19 protein-coding genes and 1 other RNA gene are annotated in these 19,245 nt (G+C 43.3%); 8 read left to right on the forward strand and 12 right to left on the reverse strand.

The window, feature by feature from the left end; genetic code table 11:
- The first annotated feature begins 42 nt into the window (after positions 1-42).
- Together PAENI_RS00895 and PAENI_RS00900 are read left to right on the forward strand one after the other, a co-directional pair.
- A complete protein-coding gene (locus tag PAENI_RS00895; protein WP_149643946.1) occupies positions 43-1,980 on the forward strand; it encodes an ABC-F family ATP-binding cassette domain-containing protein in 1,938 nt (645 codons plus the stop codon).
- Positions 1,981-1,992: 12 nt separating this feature from the next.
- Complete coding sequence (locus PAENI_RS00900; protein WP_149643947.1) at positions 1,993-2,505, forward strand: tetratricopeptide repeat protein; 513 nt, start codon at positions 1,993-1,995, stop codon at positions 2,503-2,505.
- Positions 2,506-2,559: 54 nt separating this feature from the next.
- Here PAENI_RS00900 and PAENI_RS00905 read toward each other — a convergent pair whose 3' ends face one another.
- The 6 genes from PAENI_RS00905 to PAENI_RS00925 form a co-directional block, all read right to left on the reverse strand.
- Entirely contained in the window at positions 2,560-3,390 is an 831-nt protein-coding gene (locus tag PAENI_RS00905) for a hypothetical protein (RefSeq protein WP_149643948.1), read from the reverse strand.
- Positions 3,374-4,414, reverse strand: coding sequence for a M42 family metallopeptidase (locus tag PAENI_RS00910; protein ID WP_042193612.1), 1,041 nt, complete (start codon positions 4,412-4,414; stop codon positions 3,374-3,376). Before PAENI_RS00910 ends, PAENI_RS00905 begins: the two co-directional genes overlap by 17 nt.
- 2 nt (positions 4,415-4,416) lie before the next feature.
- The gene (locus tag PAENI_RS00915; protein WP_042186819.1) at positions 4,417-4,728 is read right to left on the reverse strand and encodes a LapA family protein; all 312 of its coding nucleotides are present in this window, start codon (positions 4,726-4,728) and stop codon (positions 4,417-4,419) included.
- An 87-nt stretch (positions 4,729-4,815) separates the two neighbouring features.
- Positions 4,816-6,606: an oligoendopeptidase F gene (gene pepF / locus PAENI_RS00920; protein WP_042186822.1), complete on the reverse strand. Its 1,791-nt coding sequence runs from the start codon at positions 6,604-6,606 to the stop codon at positions 4,816-4,818.
- Positions 6,607-6,826: 220 nt separating this feature from the next.
- The gene (locus tag PAENI_RS31710) at positions 6,827-6,997 is read right to left on the reverse strand and encodes a hypothetical protein (protein WP_167348490.1); all 171 of its coding nucleotides are present in this window, start codon (positions 6,995-6,997) and stop codon (positions 6,827-6,829) included.
- A 6-nt stretch (positions 6,998-7,003) separates the two neighbouring features.
- Complete coding sequence (locus PAENI_RS00925; RefSeq protein WP_036689271.1) at positions 7,004-7,237, reverse strand: hypothetical protein; 234 nt, start codon at positions 7,235-7,237, stop codon at positions 7,004-7,006.
- A gap of 174 nt (positions 7,238-7,411) precedes the next feature.
- On the opposite strand from PAENI_RS00925, the gene PAENI_RS00930 reads away from it, so the two are divergent.
- Entirely contained in the window at positions 7,412-7,609 is a 198-nt protein-coding gene (locus tag PAENI_RS00930; RefSeq protein WP_042126303.1) for a cold shock domain-containing protein, read from the forward strand.
- Between the two features lie 212 nt (positions 7,610-7,821).
- Here PAENI_RS00930 and PAENI_RS00935 read toward each other — a convergent pair whose 3' ends face one another.
- Complete coding sequence (locus PAENI_RS00935; RefSeq protein ID WP_149643949.1) at positions 7,822-9,069, reverse strand: MFS transporter; 1,248 nt, start codon at positions 9,067-9,069, stop codon at positions 7,822-7,824.
- Positions 9,070-9,270: 201 nt separating this feature from the next.
- On the opposite strand from PAENI_RS00935, the gene PAENI_RS00940 reads away from it, so the two are divergent.
- Together PAENI_RS00940 and pfkA are read left to right on the forward strand one after the other, a co-directional pair.
- Positions 9,271-10,353 carry a tetraprenyl-beta-curcumene synthase family protein gene (locus PAENI_RS00940; RefSeq protein ID WP_188114447.1) on the forward strand — a complete coding sequence of 361 codons (1,083 nt, stop codon included), beginning with the start codon at positions 9,271-9,273 and terminating at the stop codon, positions 10,351-10,353.
- A 66-nt stretch (positions 10,354-10,419) separates the two neighbouring features.
- Positions 10,420-11,391: a 6-phosphofructokinase gene (gene pfkA / locus PAENI_RS00945; RefSeq protein ID WP_042126307.1), complete on the forward strand. Its 972-nt coding sequence runs from the start codon at positions 10,420-10,422 to the stop codon at positions 11,389-11,391.
- 64 nt (positions 11,392-11,455) lie between these two features.
- Here the strand turns inward: pfkA and PAENI_RS00950 are convergent, their stop codons facing one another.
- The 4 genes from PAENI_RS00950 to PAENI_RS00965 all read right to left on the reverse strand — a co-directional run bounded on the left by PAENI_RS00950 (position 11,456) and on the right by PAENI_RS00965 (position 15,613).
- Positions 11,456-12,829: an MATE family efflux transporter gene (locus PAENI_RS00950; protein WP_149643950.1), complete on the reverse strand. Its 1,374-nt coding sequence runs from the start codon at positions 12,827-12,829 to the stop codon at positions 11,456-11,458.
- Between the two features lie 142 nt (positions 12,830-12,971).
- Positions 12,972-14,180 carry a putative glycoside hydrolase gene (locus PAENI_RS00955; protein WP_149643951.1) on the reverse strand — a complete coding sequence of 403 codons (1,209 nt, stop codon included), beginning with the start codon at positions 14,178-14,180 and terminating at the stop codon, positions 12,972-12,974.
- Positions 14,181-14,410: 230 nt separating this feature from the next.
- Positions 14,411-14,599, reverse strand: coding sequence for a hypothetical protein (locus PAENI_RS00960; RefSeq protein ID WP_036689649.1), 189 nt, complete (start codon positions 14,597-14,599; stop codon positions 14,411-14,413).
- 192 nt (positions 14,600-14,791) lie between these two features.
- The gene (locus PAENI_RS00965) at positions 14,792-15,613 is read right to left on the reverse strand and encodes a YitT family protein (protein WP_076283172.1); all 822 of its coding nucleotides are present in this window, start codon (positions 15,611-15,613) and stop codon (positions 14,792-14,794) included.
- Between the two features lie 332 nt (positions 15,614-15,945).
- On the opposite strand from PAENI_RS00965, the gene cshA reads away from it, so the two are divergent.
- Entirely contained in the window at positions 15,946-17,592 is a 1,647-nt protein-coding gene (gene cshA / locus PAENI_RS00970; RefSeq protein WP_076283171.1) for a degradosome RNA helicase CshA, read from the forward strand.
- 119 nt (positions 17,593-17,711) lie between these two features.
- Here the strand turns inward: cshA and PAENI_RS00975 are convergent, their stop codons facing one another.
- On the reverse strand, positions 17,712-17,807 hold the full coding sequence (locus PAENI_RS00975) for a hypothetical protein (RefSeq protein ID WP_042186834.1): 96 nt from the start codon (positions 17,805-17,807) through the stop codon (positions 17,712-17,714).
- Positions 17,808-17,993: 186 nt separating this feature from the next.
- Between PAENI_RS00975 and PAENI_RS00980 the strand changes: the two genes are divergently transcribed.
- Entirely contained in the window at positions 17,994-18,818 is an 825-nt protein-coding gene (locus tag PAENI_RS00980) for a YesL family protein (protein ID WP_149643952.1), read from the forward strand.
- Between the two features lie 103 nt (positions 18,819-18,921).
- A non-coding RNA gene (gene ssrS, locus PAENI_RS00985) (6S RNA) lies at positions 18,922-19,113 on the forward strand.
- Positions 19,114-19,245: the final 132 nt, after the last annotated feature.

The following is a 19,245-nucleotide window of genomic DNA, read 5'->3' on the forward strand; positions in this document are numbered from 1 at the left end:
GCGACCGGTTTTATGAAAATATAAGGCAAGCGAGGAAATAGCATGAATATTATGACCGTGGAACATCTTTCCAAAAGTTATGGAGAGAAAGTACTTTTTAGTGATGCTTCATTTGGTATGGACGATCGGGATAAAATTGGTTTGATCGGTGTGAATGGAACGGGTAAATCAACGTTTTTACGTATTATTGCCGGTCTGGATACCCCGGATGGTGGGCAAATTGCGATCGGAAATAATGTTCGAGTGCAGTACTTAGCACAGAACCCTCCTTATGAGCCGACAAATACAGTACTGCAACAGGTCTTCGCCGGAGATGATCCAGATCTTGCCACCATGCGTGAGTATATGGAGATCATGTCTCGCCTTGAAAAAGAGCCAGGTAATGCAGAACTGGAAGGCAAACTGGTGCGGATTGGGCAGGCTATCGATGCAGCAGGTACTTGGCATTTGGAGAGTGAAGCTAAGAGCGTACTTACTAAGCTGGGTATAGTGAAATTCGATGCGCTGATGGATACGCTGTCTGGTGGTCAACGGAAACGTGTAGCACTTGCGGCTGCCCTGATTACGCCATCTGAGCTTCTTATTCTGGATGAGCCTACGAACCATATTGATACGGACTCCGTGGCTTGGCTAGAGCAATATTTACAGAAACGGCGCGGCGCTCTCTTAATGGTAACGCATGATCGTTACTTCCTGGAGCGTGTCGCAAGTGTCATGCTAGAGCTGGACGGAGGACAGTTATACCGTTATGAGGCCAACTATTCCCGTTTTCTAGAGCTAAAATCCGACCGTGAAGAGCGTGAAGCCTCTGCGGAGCAAAAGCGTAAGAACCTGCTTCGTACGGAGCTTGCTTGGATTCGTCGTGGAGCTAAAGCTCGATCAACGAAACAAAAGGCAAGAATCGACCGTTTTGAGAAGCTGAAAGAAAGTACAGGAAGCAGTTCGAACGGTTCGCTGGATATTTCGGTGGCATCCACACGTTTGGGTCGCAAAATCATTGAAATCAATGAACTGTCGAAATCGCTGGATGGTCGTCAGTTGATTAAAGATCTGACCTATATTGCTGTACCACAAGATCGCGTAGGTATTGTAGGTCCAAATGGTAGCGGTAAATCAACACTTCTGAATCTGATTGCAGGTAAGCTGCAGCCGGATAAGGGAGAGGTTCAGCTTGGTGCGACGGTTAAGTTGGGTTACTTTACGCAAGAACATCAGGATATGGATGACAGCATGCGAGCTATTGAATATGTGAAGGAAGAAGCGGAAGTCATACGTACAGCTGATGGTAGCGTCATTACCGCAGGCCAAATGCTCGAACGCTTCTTGTTCCCTCCTGCGATGCAATGGACGCCGATTTCCAAACTGTCTGGTGGCGAAAAACGACGCCTGTATCTGCTTCGTGTATTGATGGGAGCACCAAACGTATTGCTGTTGGATGAGCCTACGAACGACTTGGATATTGGCACGTTGGCTGTTTTAGAAGACTATCTGGATGAATTCCCGGGCGTCGTCTTTACCGTATCCCATGACCGTTATTTCCTGGATCGGACTATAGACAAGTTGATTGCCTTTGAAAATGGAGAAATTCGGCTTCATGTTGGCGATTATACGGAATATGAAGAATGGCTGGCCAAAAATGTTCCTTCACGCAATGCAGAATCGAACAAAGATGACGGGAATGCAAAGCGTAAAGAGACTACAGAAACAGTCAGTAACACAGCGGCATCATCAGCTTCCAAGACCAAACTCAAATTCAGTTTTAAGGAACAGCGTGAATATGAAGGAATTGACGAGCAGATCGAGCTTGCAGAACAGCGCTTGACTGATATTAGTGCGGAGATGGAAGCAGCGTTTGCTGACTCTGGGAGACTGCAGGAGTTAGTGGAAGAGCAGAGGCTTGCCGAAGCCGAGCTGGAGCGTCTAATGGAGCGCTGGACCTATCTGAATGAGCTTGCAGAGAAAATCGCTGGTAAAGCATAAAACGGATTGTCCATGTGTGACAATAAGGGAGGGCTCAGTTTGGAGAATCAACTTGTGGAAGCTGTAGCCCTGCGAAACGAAGGTAAAGCTGAAGAAGCCAGAGTGATGCTGTTAGAGCTATATGAGCAGAATAGTAATGATGCAGAACTTCTGTATCAATTAGCGTGGACGCATGATGTGCTCGGTCTGGAACGCGAGGCAGTACCCTATTATGAGAAAAGCTTAACACTAGGCTTATCTTCGGAGCAGAGAGTCGGCGCTCTATTGGGACTGGGCAGCACCTACCGAACACTCGGAGAATATGAGAATTCCAAAGCAGTATTGGAGCAGGCCATTCAAGAGTACCCAGAGAATAAGGAATTTCCGGTGTTCCTTGCAATGACCTTGCACAATCTCGGAGATCATAGTCTGGCTATGGGGATGTTACTTAAATTGCTGGCTGAAACCTCAGCGGATGAAGGAATAAGAAGTTATAGTAAGGCCATTTCATATTACTCAGATAAGCTGGAGCAAGTCTGGGATTGAATAAAATCACAAAAAGAAGCGATCTCTAATAGCAGAGTATCGCTTCTTTTTGCTTTATTTCGTTCCGTCCACCGCGATCATTTGCACCATGGCACGAGAGTCGCCAGGTAAAATGATTTCATCAGCATTCATCTGTGAGGAGCCATCACCATCTAGAAAAATACCTTCGAGACCTTCAGCAGGCACGCTCTGTAGGATGGCTGAACGGAACTCTGCCGCCGTCGAGAGTGTTGGCGTAACAATCAGCCACAGCTTGCCATTATCGTCATACAGCATGCCTGAGCGCATTCGTTTCTCATCCGAATAAGGAAGATGTTCTTTCGCTATCACATCTTCCCAGAGATCCTCATCCTGCAGATTCATACTAATGCCGCCTTGCGCAAAATAATGCTGGCGATCCGTAACGTTCAATTCTTCTCCCGATGAGACGACCTGTACGGAAAAGCTACGACTGGCACCATCCCAGACCAGGGTTCCGCGCGCATATTTAGCGTTAAACCAGCCGGAGCCGTACGCCTTTTTAACGCCGTTAGTGGGGATATCATTCATGATAGCAATGGATAGAAGTGCATCTCCATAGAAGAAGCCTCCATTAATCCCATAAGCAATCACCTGCTGAAGGGGTGCACCAGCGGCTCTGAGTTTAATATCTTCGGGTGAAAGTGACATCATATAGAGTTGAACATTTTCTGGACTCACGGTCTCTAAATAAGTGTAAGCGTGTGGAAGACCATCAAAGGGATTTTCCTTGTGGCTTCTGGAAAACAGGAACATCGAGATTGCTGATACTGCTATCATGAGCAGCAGAAGTGAGACTATCAGCCATTGTCTACGTCTCCAGAGCTGCTTTAACTTGCCAGTACTTGCCTCAGTTAGTGCCCACATAAGCAGCGAGAAGCTTAGCAGTGTTTACTACAGCTTGCTTATGTGTACGTTCCATGGAGTGGGAGGCGTGTACGCCTGGGCCGATCAGTGCGGCACGAATATTATTGCCGCCTCGAAGGGCAGCGGAAGCATCGGAGCCGTACATTGGATAGATATCAACGGCATAAGGAATAGCAAGTGCTTCTGCCAGCTCAATCAAACGGCCAGTCATAACATAATCATAAGGGCCGGAAGAATCTTTTGCACAGATGGACACATCGGTTTCTTTACAGCTAAGATCGTCGCCCATGGCGCCCATATCGACTGCGATCATTTCATTAATCTCGCCAGGAATCCAAGCTGTGCCATGTCCCACTTCCTCATAGTTGGAGATGAGGAAAGAAAGGTTGTGGAGCGGTTTCCAGCCTTCGCGCTTCATGCTTTCCAGCAGGCCAAGAAGGGCAGCAACGCTCGCTTTGTCATCCAGATGTCGGGATTTAATATACCCGCTAGGTGTAATCACCGCACGTGCATCGAAGGAAATGAAATCACCAACGGAGATGCCTAGCTTAAGTACATCTTCTTTGTTAGATACTAGCTCATCAATCCGTACTTCCATGTTCTCCTCTGAACGTTTGAAATCACGAGCATCTGGATATACGTGAACGGATGGATGGCTGGTTAAGATGGTTCCAGTATAGGTTCTGCCGCTGCGGGTATGGATCACGCAGTATTCATTCTCGATGCTGTGCATAGTGAAGCCACCAACAGAGGTCAGTCGCAGTGTACCATCAGATTTAATAGAGCGAACCATGCCTCCAAGTGTATCCACGTGAGCGCTGATGCCGATAGTACGGGAAGGATCTAGGCCTGGGACGGTTAGAATTACGCCGCCTTTTTCATTCCAGCTTAGCGGTACATTTAATGCTGCCGCTTCTTCGGCAACAAGGTTCATTACTTGTGCTGTGAAGCCGCTGGGGCTCGGTGTATCCAGCAATTTTTTTAGGATTGAGAGTATGTAATCTTCGTTTGGTTGAATAGTAATCATTAGTTAAGTCCTCCTGTTAGGCCATCATTGTCTGTGTTAAAAGAATCTAAAGAAGTGTCGGCATCACGAAGTTTGGTTAGCTCAGCATTTAAGCTTTTAATTTGTTTTTGTAGTTTGTACTGGCGAAAAATACCGTAAGAACCCACGATGATTCCACCAATTAACGCGCAGCCCAGAATAACTAGGATCAGCGGTATATTAACTACATCAAAACCGAAATTGACTTGAACGGGATCCACGTTGATGACTGCAAATATGGCTGTTAGCAGCGCAAAGATTAGACCTGCAATTAAAGACCATTGAATTCTCATTGAATTCTTCCTCCTCAGGGGATATAACAGAATAAAATCCCTTGCCCAAATAGGGCAAGGGATTAATGCAATACTAAGCTCTCTGCCTTATTTGGTCAACTGTTCCATTTGAGCGATAACATCTTCGAAGACACTCATCGCTTCGCGAATCGGCTCAGGAGAAGACATATCAACACCAGCTTTAGACAGAATATTAATGGAGTAGTCACTGCCGCCACTCTTCAGGAAGCCGAGGTAACGATCTACCGCAGGTTTACCTTCTTCAAGAATTTGTTTGGCAAAGCTAGTCGCTGCTGAGAAGCCGGTTGCGTATTTATAAACATAGAAGCTGTTATAGAAATGCGGAATCCGCGCCCATTCCATCTCGATATCCTGATCTACAACCATTTCTTTACCATAGTATTTAACATTCAGGTCATAGTAGATGCTCGAAAGATCTTGTGGAGTAAGCGATTCACCTTCTTCAACACGCTGATGAATGATTTTCTCGAACTCAGCGAACATCGTCTGCCGGAAAATCGTTGTCCGGAACTGATCAGCATAGTAGGTGAGCAAATACATTTTTTCTTTAGGATCTGTAGACTTTTTGAGTAAATAATCCATTAGCAGCGCCTCGTTAGTAGTAGAAGCAACCTCTGCTAGGAAAATCGTATATTGCGCATCCCGATAATTCAGAGCGTTATCCGAAAAATACGAGTGTAATGCATGGCCCATCTCATGTGCCAGTGTAAACATACTGTTTAAATTATCATTATGGTTCAGCAGTACGAAAGGATGCGTACCGTATGGCCCCCAGCTGTAAGCCCCGGACCGTTTATTCTCGTTCTCATACACATCGATCCATCCGTTGTCGTAGCCTTTTTGCAGCACATTCAGATAATCTTCACCGAGCGGTTTGAGACCTTCTTTAGTGATTTTCTTGGCTTCTTCATAGGTGATATCTAATTTATATTCATCAACAAGCGGTGCAAACAGATCATACATATGTAACTCATCGACACCCAGCAGCTTCTGACGCAGTTTCATATAGCGGTGCATCAATGGAAGGCTTTCGTGAATCGTATCAATCAAGTTGGTGTAAACCTCTTTAGGAATGTTATCACCATAGAGTGACATTTCCATTACAGAAGGATATTTGCGAATTCGTGAGTAGAACACATTTTTATTCACATTGGCGCTAAGCGTTGCTGCGATAGTGTTCTTCTGCTTCCGGTAGGTATCGTAGACTGCCTTAAAAGCATTTCGGCGAACCTCACGGTCGTTACTTTCGAGAAACTTGATATAGTTGCCATGAGTCAGCTCAACTTCTTTGCCATCCTCATCTTTGATCTTAGGGAATTTCAGATCCGCATTGTTCAGCATACTGAAAATATTCTGAGGTGCTTGAGCTAAATTTCCGACCTGAGCTAGCAGTGCTTCCTCAGCCTTAGATAGCACATGGGCTTTTTCACGTTTCATTTCAGTTAAGGTGAATTTATAAGCGGATAGGTTCGGATCAGCGATGAACTGGTCCAACTTCTCAACTGGCAACGCCAGAATTTCTGGGGTTACAAAAGATAAAGCTTCACCTGCTTCAATACCAAGCTTTTTCGCTTTGGAGGACAAAGCTTGAGAGTCAGGATTAGCTGTGTCTTCATCTTGACGCATATGTGCATACACGAAGAGTCGTTCAGTTAGGATGGACAGCTTGTCATCCATTTCAAAACATTTTTTTAGGGCATCCGCGGAATCTAGTGTACCCTGAAAATCCGCAGCTTTTTTGATTAATGATTTAGCTTCAGCAAATTCTGCATCCCAATCCTTCTGAGAAGCAAACACATCTTCAAGCTTCCAACGATTCTCAGCAGGTACTTCGCTTCTTTTCAATAATTTTTCCATAGAAACCCTCCTAGAATGATGAGATGTAGTAGGCATAATCTCCCTCGGCAATACTGTAGATGATAAATCACCCGGTAGCAAGCTGAGCACAAGTAGAAGAGGGATGGACTTGGGTGAAATAGGCATAACATCCTCCTCTTGAAAGTAGAGTCGGCTTATTATGCCCTATTAAGTCCTGATTATTAATATTTAGTCTTCTTTAAATATATGAAAGTATAAGTTATGCCAATAAGCTATAAATAACAAAGATGAAGGCGAACAGAATCATAATGACTGCAGTTAAGGCCATGCCCCGCTTAAACTGCGGCGGGACACGATCCTTGGTCATAATTAGAACTGCGCCTAGACATAAGACTAGGACAACATAAATCGCGATATTTTCTGTGTTCATATTCTGTTATACCTGTTTGAAAGCTGCGATGATATTTTTATACTCTTCTTCATTATCTTTATAAGATTCTTTGTTGAATCGGTTGTTCACCCACTGCATCATAGCTGGACGACTAAGGAAAGTATGTGTTTCTTCTCCCCATTGATCGGAGATTTCGCGAAGTACGATATAACGTCCTTGAACTTCTACCGTCATCATATTCCATTTGTCTGTTTTGTATATTTCATGTTTTTTGATCATTATCATTACCACCCTGGCGATTTTTGGCTTTTGGCTCAATGATAACGCACTGGTCAAGGGAAAAGCAAATTAAATCACATATTTAAAGATCCAGATAGATTGATTTGAGTAGAAGATTGCAGTATAATATAGTTATACGCCATATATGGCGGTTATTTTTAGGAGGTTGTTCAATTGAAAGGTACAGTAAAATGGTTTAACGCAGAAAAAGGTTATGGTTTTCTTCAAGTAGAAGGCGGCGAAGATGTATTCGTACACTTCTCAGCAATTCAAGGTGAAGGATTCAAAACTTTGGACGAAGGTCAAGAAGTAGAATTCGATATCACTGATGGTAATCGTGGACCGCAAGCTGAAAACGTAGTAAAATTATAAGAAACGGCAAAGACAGTTAAGCTGTCTGCTATAAATATATAATTTACTTGGCAAGCCCTTGCAAGAGTGGTTACCAACTATAGAACACAGTTCTTTCGGGAACTGTGTTTTTTTACGTCTAATAGACATCAATTTAGATGAAAGGTCTTTGCATTCCCAAGTGAAGGGATAGCAAAGACCTTTTAATATTTTTGAGTATCAGAAGTGTTCTATTATAGGGAAGCTTTTTTGTTCTTATTCTTGAAATAGCGCATTGAATCTCGATGGGTATCCAATAAATGCTGTCCTAAAAAGCCTACAAAAGCAAGAAGGCTGAAGCCAACTGCTACCATATAGAAGGTGAAGCGTCCAGCTTCCTGATAGATCATTCCACCAAATGTCCCACTTAGAAGTCCAGCTGCACTTGACCAAACAACTGTGTAGATTGCAAGACCGGTTGCTCGGAGACGATCAGGAATAATCCGAGTGATATAGCGGACACATGTTACAAAAAAGACGCCAAATGTCAGGCTATGCAAGGCTTGAATCGCGATTATAGAGCCTGGGTGATCGGCGAGCGCCATTAGTAGAAAGCGAAGGGCATACATGAGACTGGCTAAAATTAATAAGGGCAGTTCTTTAAATTTGTCGCCGTATTTGCCGAGTATAAATAATACAGGGATTTCACTTAGTGCCGAGGCAAGTAATGCCCAGCCGATCACTTCCTCACCAGCGCCCAGGTTCTTTAAACTGATGGTGAGAAAAGCTTCGTTCATTCTATGTCCCAGTGCGAGTACAAAGACACATCCGAAGAACCACAGCACTTCTTTTCGCAAAAGAATATCTTTAAGCCCATGCTCTTTCTTGCCTGGTTTAGTAGTAACATCCTTCTGATTGGGGAGCTCTGGAACAGTTTTTTTGACATCCTTTAGGCCAATTGTAATTAGAAGTGCGATTATAATGATAATAATACATAAGGTAAGACTCCAAGTAGCACCTAAAGCTCTAAGCGCATAACCGACAGTTAAAGCAAAGAAAGAATAGCCTAATGAGCCAAATACACGAATTGTAATGAAGTTTCGTCCGTGTCGCTCCGCAATTTTGATGGCCATTGTATCAGCAAGCGGAAAAACTGGGTAATAGAAGAAGTAGAAAAAGGACAAAATAAGCATAACGGAAGAAAATTCGGTCGCTCTGGCTAATAGAAGTCCGGTAACTAATTGCCCAGCGAGTAAAATAAACATGATTTTTCGAATGGTACCTAGCTTATCGCTCATCATACTCCAGAAGAGATTGGATAGGATGGAGATGAGGGGACCGAGAGAATACAAGTAGCCCACCTGAGAACTGCTAAACCCTAAATGTGTGTAGAATAAAGGAAAGTAGGATACTACAAGAACGCTAGTGCCATAAATCGTAAAAAGAAAGGAACGAAGCCAATTCTGATCACTGTAAGGGCTTCCGGTCCGTTTTGAAAACATGAAAGTGCACTCCTCTGAGATTGAAATATGGCTAGTATAGCATAAAGCAATGGAGGGTTATGTGTTTTATTCTTGAATTGCGTTATTTCTGAATCTTTCATAATTTTACGAAAGTGATTTTGTTGTTTGTACAAATACGTCTGATCATATTATAATAAGTGGTGATTTGGATAAGGAGACAACAATGTGGAGGCACTATCATTGAGTGAATTAGAGCAAGGCCGTTACCTTAGCCCGCGTGGCCCTATTGGGCTTATGAACAGGGTCTATAAGTACGTGCTGCCTGAAGTGAGAGAAAGTCTGCACTTCTGGCGCCAAGATGCGAATGGGATTCCCGATCCCGAGCTCCGGAAGCAAGCACTTGCCAGCATTGAAACAAAGGAGTTTCACTGCATAGGTGGAGGTATTTATGCCGCCGGCAATTTATCGATGAGACATATACTTATTCCGCTTATTGTTGCTTATCAAACTATCAGTGATTATCTAGATAACTTATGTGATCGCAGTACTTCGCTTGATCCTGCAGATTTCAGGCTGCTGCATCAATCTATGCTGGATGCCATTGATCCAAACGCTGAACCTGTCAATTATTATGCGCTTCGCGATGAACAGAATGACGGCGGGTACTTGTATAGGCTAGTTCGAAAATGCCAGGAGATGATCTCTTTGCTGCCAGGTTATTCCGCTGCTGCAGCGGAGATTCGTGATTTGGCTGTGCTGTATACAGATTTGCAGGTATATAAGCATATCCGCTCGGAACTCAGGGAAACAGCCCTGAAGGAATGGTGGGAGCAGCAGGGTAGCCGTGCTCCGCATCTGCATTGGAACGAGTTTGCAGCTGCAACGGGCTCTACTTTAGGCGTATTCATGCTTTTTCTATCTGCATGTGATCCGAAGCTAAGTAAGTCTTCTTCGGAATCGATTCGAGCTGCATATTTTCCACATGTTTGTGGATTGCACATTATGCTGGATTATTTGATTGATCAGGAAGAGGACCGAGCAGGCGGCGATCTTAATTTCTGCAATTATTATGACGACACGGATACCATGTTAAGTCGGATCGCTTCCATGGTTGAGTGGGCCCGTAAGGATGTACGTGAACTTCCGGAATCATCTATGCATCGTATGGTGATTGAGGGATTGCTGGCACTTTATTTATCTGATCCGAAAGTTAGCGAACAGCGGGAAGTTCGCACTGTGTCTAAAAGCCTGATGAGAGGAAGTCCGCTTACAAGGCTGTTCTTCTTCGCTAATAGCCGCTGGATACGCAATCGTTTTTTGTAACAAGGCTGCGAAGCTTCATCTATACAACAGATGGGGCATTGCACAACTTTAAGGAGGAACAACAGAATGTCAAAAATCAAAAAAATTGCAGTACTGACTAGTGGTGGAGATTCACAAGGTATGAACGCCGCTGTTCGTGCGGTTGTAAGAAGCGCACTTTATTATGGCATTGAAGTTTTTGGAGTTCAACGTGGATATCAAGGTCTTCTGAATCGCGATATCTTCCCTATGGATCTTCGCAGTGTTGGTGACATTATTCAACGTGGGGGAACCATTCTGCAATCTGCAAGATGTCTGGAGTTCACAAAACCAGAAGGTCAGCAAAAGGGTGCAGATATTCTTAATGAAATGGGCATCGATGGCCTAGTAGTTATAGGTGGAGATGGTTCTTATAAAGGTGCTAATAAACTAAGTAAACTCGGTATCAAGACGATGGCATTACCGGGAACTATTGATAATGATATTTCCTACACGGATTACACCATTGGGTTTGATACAGCAGTTGGTGTCGTTGTAGATGCTATTAACAAGCTGCGTGACACGATGTCCTCCCATGAGCGTTCTTCCATTGTTGAAGTTATGGGACGTCATTGTGGAGATATCGCGCTTCATGCAGGTCTGGCTTCTGGAGCAGAAACAATTCTCGTGCCAGAAATGCCATATGACTTGAATGAAGTTGCGGATCGTATGCGCGACAACTTTGTCAGAGGTAAACGTCACAGTATCGTCATCGTTGCAGAAGGTGTGGGTAAAGGCGAAGATGTGGCCCAAGCGTTGAAAGATCGTCATGCTTCTCTGGATGCACGGGTTACTGTACTTGGACATATTCAGCGGGGAGGAACACCAACACCTGGAGACCGGAACCTTGCTAGCCGTCTTGGTGACTTTGCCGTTCGTAAACTAATTGAAGGTGAGTCTGATAAAGGTTGCGGTATCATCAAGGGAGAACTAACCCTTACAGATATCGATCTTGTAGTGAATACGAAGAAAGACTTTGACGTGGAGTTGTACGAGCTTGCATCCCGTCTTTCACAATAATTAACACATAAAAAAGGAACAGCTGCGAATTTCGCACTGTTCCTTTTTTGTATTCTTTTGATTATTAGTGATGTGCTTGAGCGTCTGCATATTGTGTGGCATAACGGCGTTGAACTTTAACAAGCCGAGTCAAGAGCAATGTAGCCCCAATCGCAAGGCCGGTGATCAAGCCGATCCAATAACCATAAGCTCCTAGATCCGTATAAGTAGCAAGTACATAGCCTGTAGGAAGCCCTATAACCCAATAAGCTATAAAGCAAATAATGAAGGCTGGATTAACATCCTTATAGCCACGAAGTGCTCCTTGTGTAGGTGTTGCAATCGCATCGGAAATCTGGAAAAAGATCGCATAGATTAAGAAATGCTGAATTAAAGAAATGACATCAGGTTCATCAGTGTATAAACCAGCTACATGATGGCCGGCAAATAAGAGCAGGAGTGCAGTTGCCAGGGAGAGGATAGCCGCAAGTCCAATTCCCATAATGGCATATTGACGGGCATCCTTTTGCCTGCCGGATCCAGTCTCGAAGCCGACGAGAATGGTAAGGCTCATACAGATACTGAGCGGAATCATATATAACGTAGTTGCAAAATTAATGGCTGCTTGATGAGCTGCAATCGTTACAGTATCGAACCGACTCATCAACAAGGTTACAGCGGAGAACACTGCAGTTTCAAAAAAAATCGAGAAGCCAATAGGTACACCGATCTTCAGTAGATCTTTGAAGCTTTTTAGCGATATAAAGTAGAACTTTCGGAAGATTCTAAGGCTTGCAAAGGGTTCTACTCGATAAATGAACAGCAGGGCAACCGAAAAAATTACCCAGTAGGTGATAGCTGATGCCACTCCAGCTCCAACACCACCAAGTCGAGGAAACCCGAATTTTCCGAAGATTAGTAAGTAGTTCAAACCAACATTCACGGGTAGGGCTATGAGTGTGATCAACATGGACACTCGTGTTTGTCCCAAAGCGTCTATACAACTACGGAGAACAGTATATCCAAACAGCGGGATAATTCCAAAGGAGATCGCACTTAGGAAACGAAATGCAACATCTCTTACAGTCGGCTCCAGATTCATAAAATTAAGGATAGGTGACAAGGCGAAGCTCCCGATTAGTAAGACAATTACAGAGACGATCAGTGATAACCAGATTCCCTGTGTGACTTGATAGGCTACATCCTTTTCTTTTTTGCTTCCGATGAGCTGAGAGACGATGGGGGTAATCCCCATAAGGATTCCACTTAAGCCCGTTTGAATTGGAATCCAGAGACTGGTTCCTATCGCCACACCTGCCAGATCGGCTGTACCAAACTTACCTGACATGTTTGTATCAAAGAAGGTTATCGCTGACAAAGCAATCTGTGTAACCAGAATTGGAAATAAAATATGAAAGAATTGTATTGCTTTTTGTTTTAAAGAGGTGGTTTGTATCATCGTTCTTGCCTCATTCTTTGTTGGTTTTTAATGATTACAGTAAAAGTTCCCTTTTTCTCCATTAAAAGACCCGGCAAATGCCGGGTCTTTATCTTTATATATCATACCTGATTTCAATTATACATAATAAGGGCTATATACATTATTTCTCATAATCGACATCGGAGGTATATCGGTTATTGGCGTTCCAGAGTAGAAACTCCTCTACATTTTCATCTTTTAAAGCGCGGATTTGATCTTCCACCTGTTTTTTACCGTATTTAATATAATGACCTTTTCCGAGCCAGCTTGCTGTAAAATCTTGAATCCAAGGACGAATAACAGGTTTGTAGCTGCCTAGAGGATCAAGCTTCTTATGGGTATCAACCATGGAGCCTTTAATGGTAGCATACGGATCTAAGTCAGGCTCTTTCACTCCAAACCATCCCGTTGAATAATGACTCGGATAAATCATCGGGCTAATGACATCCACATTCTTGGATATTTTAACGAAGTCTTGTCCTATGCCCTCAGCAGGAGCAGATGCGGCATATCCAAAAATATCTACGGATACACGAACACCGAGTGGAGCAAGCTCTGCTTTTGCGTATTTTACAAAATTAGAAATGATATCTACGCGAGAATCACTGGTTTTGGTGTATTTAAGTGTGTCAGCACGTTTTTCGAAACCTTCAGGAAAGCGCACATAGTCGAATTGAATTTCTTTAAAGCCGAGTTTGACAGCTTCTTTGGCGATATCGACATTGTACTTCCAGACATCTTCATTATAAGGATTAACAAAGCTATCGCCGCCTTTATTCTTCCATACTGTGCCGTCTGCATTAACAAAGGATAATTGCGGGTTCTTTTTGGCAAGTATAGAGTCCTTAAAGACAACAATTCGAGCGATAGGATATACATCATGTTTATTCAATCTTTCCATCAGTTTGTTGATGTCGCCAATAAATGGCTGCGGATTACCGAGTTTCTGAAGTTCAGGATTATCGGTTTTATACGTGATGTAACCTGCATCATCCTTAATGTCTATGACCATAGAATTTAGTTCCGTCTGATCAAGTAAAGAAAGAAGCTTTTCCATTCGTTCTCCACCGGCACTGTATGCGGTAACATAGATGCCTTTTACTTTTGGCGCATCCGGCTGAGGATCTGCGTGTAGCATACTTTGTGAGTCGTTTGTCTCTGTTGTAGCATTTGGAGCTGGAGTTGAACCATTTGAATTATTATTTTGCGTAGCGATGATGGGGGGATTCATGGCGGACTTCAATGCAATTGCCACTTCAGCGTCATGTTGATTCTGTTGCACGCCTACACTTCCCAAGGCCATCATCAGTAGAGCCCAGGTGATGTTCATTCGTATTCTCTCCCTTTATGTACATTTCCTAAATTATATAGGAACGGTTGCTTCTAAAAAGAACAGTGTTGTAATAATGTTGGCTCAGATCGGGTCTGAAAATCCATCCTTGATGTATATAACCGGGACGCACAGATTCTAAACGTATTGTTAAAAAGTAAATGCCGCCTCAACACGGCAACATGGCCGAACTTAAGGCGGCAACTATCAAGACTTCTCTTGCGGCTTACTCATTGAAGATACGCAGAATTCTGATGTTCACAGATACTGTAATGGATGATATCCATGGCATCTGCAGGTTCCAGAATACTAAGCCCGTCACGCAGAACGATTACGGAATTTAATTCGTCCTGTTTGAGAAACGGCATCATATCAGGATACCACCTCATGACGATTGCTGACAGCTTTACCGTTTCCATTTCCACAAAAATCACCCTTTCCTTTTTCGATAGGTCTGAATGGAATTCAGTAATCATCGGAAAACGAAGTGCTTGGAAAAAAGAGGGGTAAATCTCAATCTTTATGAAATTGTTAGGGTTCTGCGTGATTATAATATATCACAATTCTGTGATTGGTGCATTTTCCAAATTAATACTTTTCATTGCCGGTTTTTATCTTTTTCGGAAGGAGCCCATAACACCAACTGTCTCGACAATATTTACAAATGCTTGAGGATCTGTCGTGCGGATAATACGTTGCAGTTCAGCGAGTTCGTAGCGGGTTGTTACTGTCATTAGCATGTCCTTTTCAACATGAGAATAAGCGCCTTCTGTTTTAATCTTTGTGACACCACGTTGAAGCCCCATTAGATGCTGAAGGAGCTCATCTGTACGATTTGTTACTATATATACGGTTACCTTTAAATGGCTGATGTGAATCATGTCCAGTACCTTACCAGTTACATATATAGATACCATCGATGCAAGAGCCAAGTTCCAGTTGTTATCAAAATATGCCGCGGCAAGAATAACGAGTCCATTTAAGCTAACCACCACGTTTCCAACTGGGAAATCGCGGAATTTAGTGATGATGGATCCCAGGATATCAAAACCTCCGGATGAACCACCTGCACGGAAGCTGAAGCCACAGCCAATACCGACCAGCACTCCACCAAATACAGAAGAAAGCAGCATATCAGTAGCTACCAAATATTCGGGAATGATCGTCAAGAACCAGGTTGTTGCCACAACGGATAACATGCTTAGCATAATAAATCTCCGGCCTAGCTGGAACCAACCAGCTACAAGCAATGGAATATTAAAGAGAAAGTACAAGAGGCTTATGTTTAGTGGTGTAAAGTAACCCACTAACATCGAAAGCCCGGATACTCCTCCGCTGAGTAAGCGATGAGGGATTAGAAAAAGATTAAATCCACTGGCGATCAACGCTGCCCCAAAAATAACTGCAATACAATTCCAAATCTGTCTTAACAAGCAAATCCACCTCTATAAATGAATTTAAAAATAAACCATGTATGCAATGAAAAGAAAGGAACCCACTGGTATTCCTACTTAGAGTTGTGATATAATGTACAGGATATTCTTGAGTAGGACGTTACAATGGTATTTTTGCATTGCATCGGATGTAAAGCTACAGTTGCTCAGGTACAATGAAGTACCTGATGAAAGGGAGGCTTTTCGTCCCAAAAGCGCTATATCATGCAGAAAAAAGAGCATGATTGGACAGCATATAAATGTGTTTACCGCTACTTAAGAATACAGACAAGCATGTGGAATGTCCACTGTATAGAAGGAGCATGAATAATTTGAAAACATTCGCAGAATTTGGCTTGGAGCCAAAAGTGCTACAAGCAATCACAGAGTTAGGATTTGAGGAGGCAACACCGATACAGGAGCAGTCAATTCCATTGGCATTGACTGGATCGGATCTGATCGGTCAAGCACAGACTGGTACAGGTAAGACTGCTGCTTTTGGTATCCCCCTCATTTCGAAGATTAATCGCGAAGACGAAAAAATTCTGGCACTTATCATGGCACCAACACGTGAGTTGGCCATTCAAGTATCAGAAGAAATCGGTAAGCTAAGCCGTTTTAAAGGTCTTCGTTCGTTGGCAATTTATGGCGGACAAGATATTGGTCGCCAAATCCGTGGTCTTAAGAAGAAACCACAAATTATTATTGGTACACCTGGACGTTTGCTTGACCATATCAACCGTAAAACCATTCGTTTGGATGATGTTCAAACTGTTGTATTGGATGAAGCAGATGAAATGCTGGATATGGGCTTTATGGAAGATATTCAGACAATCCTCAAGCTCGTTCCTGAAGAACGTCAAACTATGTTGTTCTCGGCTACAATGCCTCCAAACATTCAACGTCTTGCACAGCAATTCCTGAACAACCCGCAACACGTCTCCGTTATTCCGAAACAAATCAGTGCTCCGCTGATTGATCAAGCATATGTTGAAGTACCTGAACGTCAAAAGTTCGAAGCGCTTAGTCGTTTGATTGATATGGAATCACCAGAGCTTGCAATCGTGTTCGGACGCACGAAGCGCCGGGTTGATGAGCTTGCAGAAGCTTTGCAAAAACGTGGATACTCTGCTGATGGATTGCATGGTGACCTGTCTCAGAACCAACGTGATGCTGTAATGCGTAAATTCCGTGATGGCAGTATTGATGTGCTGGTAGCTACTGACGTAGCGGCTCGTGGTTTGGACGTATCCGGCGTTACTCATGTAATTAACTTTGACTTGCCGCAAGATCCAGAAAGCTATGTACACCGTATCGGTCGTACTGGTCGCGCTGGTAAAGAAGGTACAGCTTGGTCTTTCGTTACTCCACGCGAAATGGATCACCTGCATTTGATCGAACGCGTTACTCGTCACCGTATTACTCGTAAACCATTGCCAACTATGGCTGAGGCTATTGAAGGTAAACAACGCGTAACAGCAGAACGTTTGCTTGAAATGGTTGAGAACGGTGAATTGAATGAGTACAAAGGTATTTCTATTCAATTGCTTGAGCAATATGATTCCGTTCAATTGCTGTCAGCTGCAATGAAGCTTCTGACTGGTGATAAGAAGGATTCTGCAATTGAATTGACTCCTGAAGATCCAATCCGTGCTAAACGTCGTGGTGGTAAGAACGACATTCGCAGTGGCCGCAAACCTAATGGTGGTTATGGTGGTAACCGTGGTACTTCCGGTGGCAGCACTGGCGGATACCGTGGAAACCGTGACAACAACGGTGGCGGAAGTCGTGGCGGCTACAGCAGCGGTGGCAGTAACTATGGTAGTGGCAGTGGCGGTTATGGCGGTGGCTATAAAGGCAACCGTGATGGCGCAGCTAGCCGTGATGGTGGAGCGAACCGCAGTGCGGACCGCAAACCATCTACTCGCCCAAGCAGCACAAGCACACGTCCAGCAAAACGCGAAGATTTCGATAATTAATACTTGATCAGAACCCGCGGGGGATGATTTATCAAAATATAAGAAGACGAGATGCCGAATAGCGGTTCTCGTCTTCTTTTTGCTGAAATATAAGGGTGTTTATTGAATTAGCAGCTTATTTAAATGAAAGTACGAGTGATGATAACGAGGAGGATAAACAATACGAGGATCGTACCAGTGGAAGTCCAGCCGCCGTAGCCAACAGGTGAGGACATACAATAACCTCCTTTAGAATGTGGTGATTTTGGAAATTCTTATGGTCACAATCCCAATATATGGACTTTATAGACTTAATGTATAGACGATGACCTAGAATTCAGAAAGTTGGGCTATGGAAAAGAGTAGGTCAAATGAGGTATAGTTAAGATAAGCAGTATGCAAGAGACAGAGGAGGAAGGGAATTGGAGTTTAAAGGAGCAATGGGTGGTTTATACCGCATCACAGAATGGATTACACGTATCGCAGCTAGTAATATCTTATGGGCACTATGTTCCGCCCCGTTTTTATTTTTTGGATTGATGAAATTGATGATGCTTGGGACAAGCTCAGGTGGAGTAAATGAGCAGCTCACATTGAACTGGGCTATGGGGATTCTGGCGCCATTTACAGTATTTCCTGCTTCGGCGGCTTTATTTACCGTTGTGCGCAAATGGGTTATGGGGAACACGGATGTAGGAACTTTTCGTACGTTTTTTCAGGGGTATAAAGAGAATTATTTAAAAAGTATGCTCGGTGGAATTATCTACACATTGATGTTCGTTATTATGTACGTCGATGTAACGGTTTACATGACACAAATGCCTAACTTCAGGATTGTTGGTATTTTGATGTTAGTGCTGATGATTATTTTGTCGGTGTCTATGTTTAACTTCTTTTCTATTGTTGTTCATTATCAAATGAGCTTTAAACAAGTGATGACTAACTCAATTTTGCTGACTATAGCACGTCCAATTCGTGTGTTCTCAACTTTGATTGCGGCTGGAGTGCTAGCTTATATTGGTCTTAGATATCCAGCACTGTATTTCATCTGTATTCCATCGTTAATTGCGATGGCTGCTTTCTTTAACTTCTATGCTACCTATAATAAACTGCAATTGCAGGTGGAGCAGAAGAAACTGAAAGAGGAAGAAGAGCGAGAAGCTGCTTTGAACAATCAAGATGATGACGACGACGATGACGATGATTATGAAGATGATGTTACGGATAAAGATGTAAAACGTATTTAATAAAAACAAGCTTTATGCATAGGAAATCGTCAGTAATTTAATTCCAGTGTAAAATAAAGCGCATACAGGTTTACTTTTTCGTTAAAACGCAATATAATAATAACAAATCCTGCGATGTTCGTTACGGTTGCTCGTTGTTTTGAACCAATGATAATGTCTTGGGAGATCTACACGAAGCGCAGCTGAACAGCCCTGTCTATATGACTTGGGGAATTCAAAAACGTTTTCTGCGATCACCCACCTGCTCTAGCAGGTTCAGAAGACACTGTAGCCGGACGGCATAAGCGGGTTTTCTATTGTTTAGGCCAAAGCGCCCTGTATCCCGTGAAAGTTGGGAACGGGCGCTTTTTTGTGTGTCTGGAACAAGGAGAAAGTGAGTAATACCCTTTTGTTCCTGAGACAAGAGTGTTACACTTAGAATAATGAA

This window comes from Paenibacillus sp. B2(2019), assembly GCF_008370385.1.
Lineage (GTDB): Bacteria > Bacillota > Bacilli > Paenibacillales > Paenibacillaceae > Paenibacillus_AQ.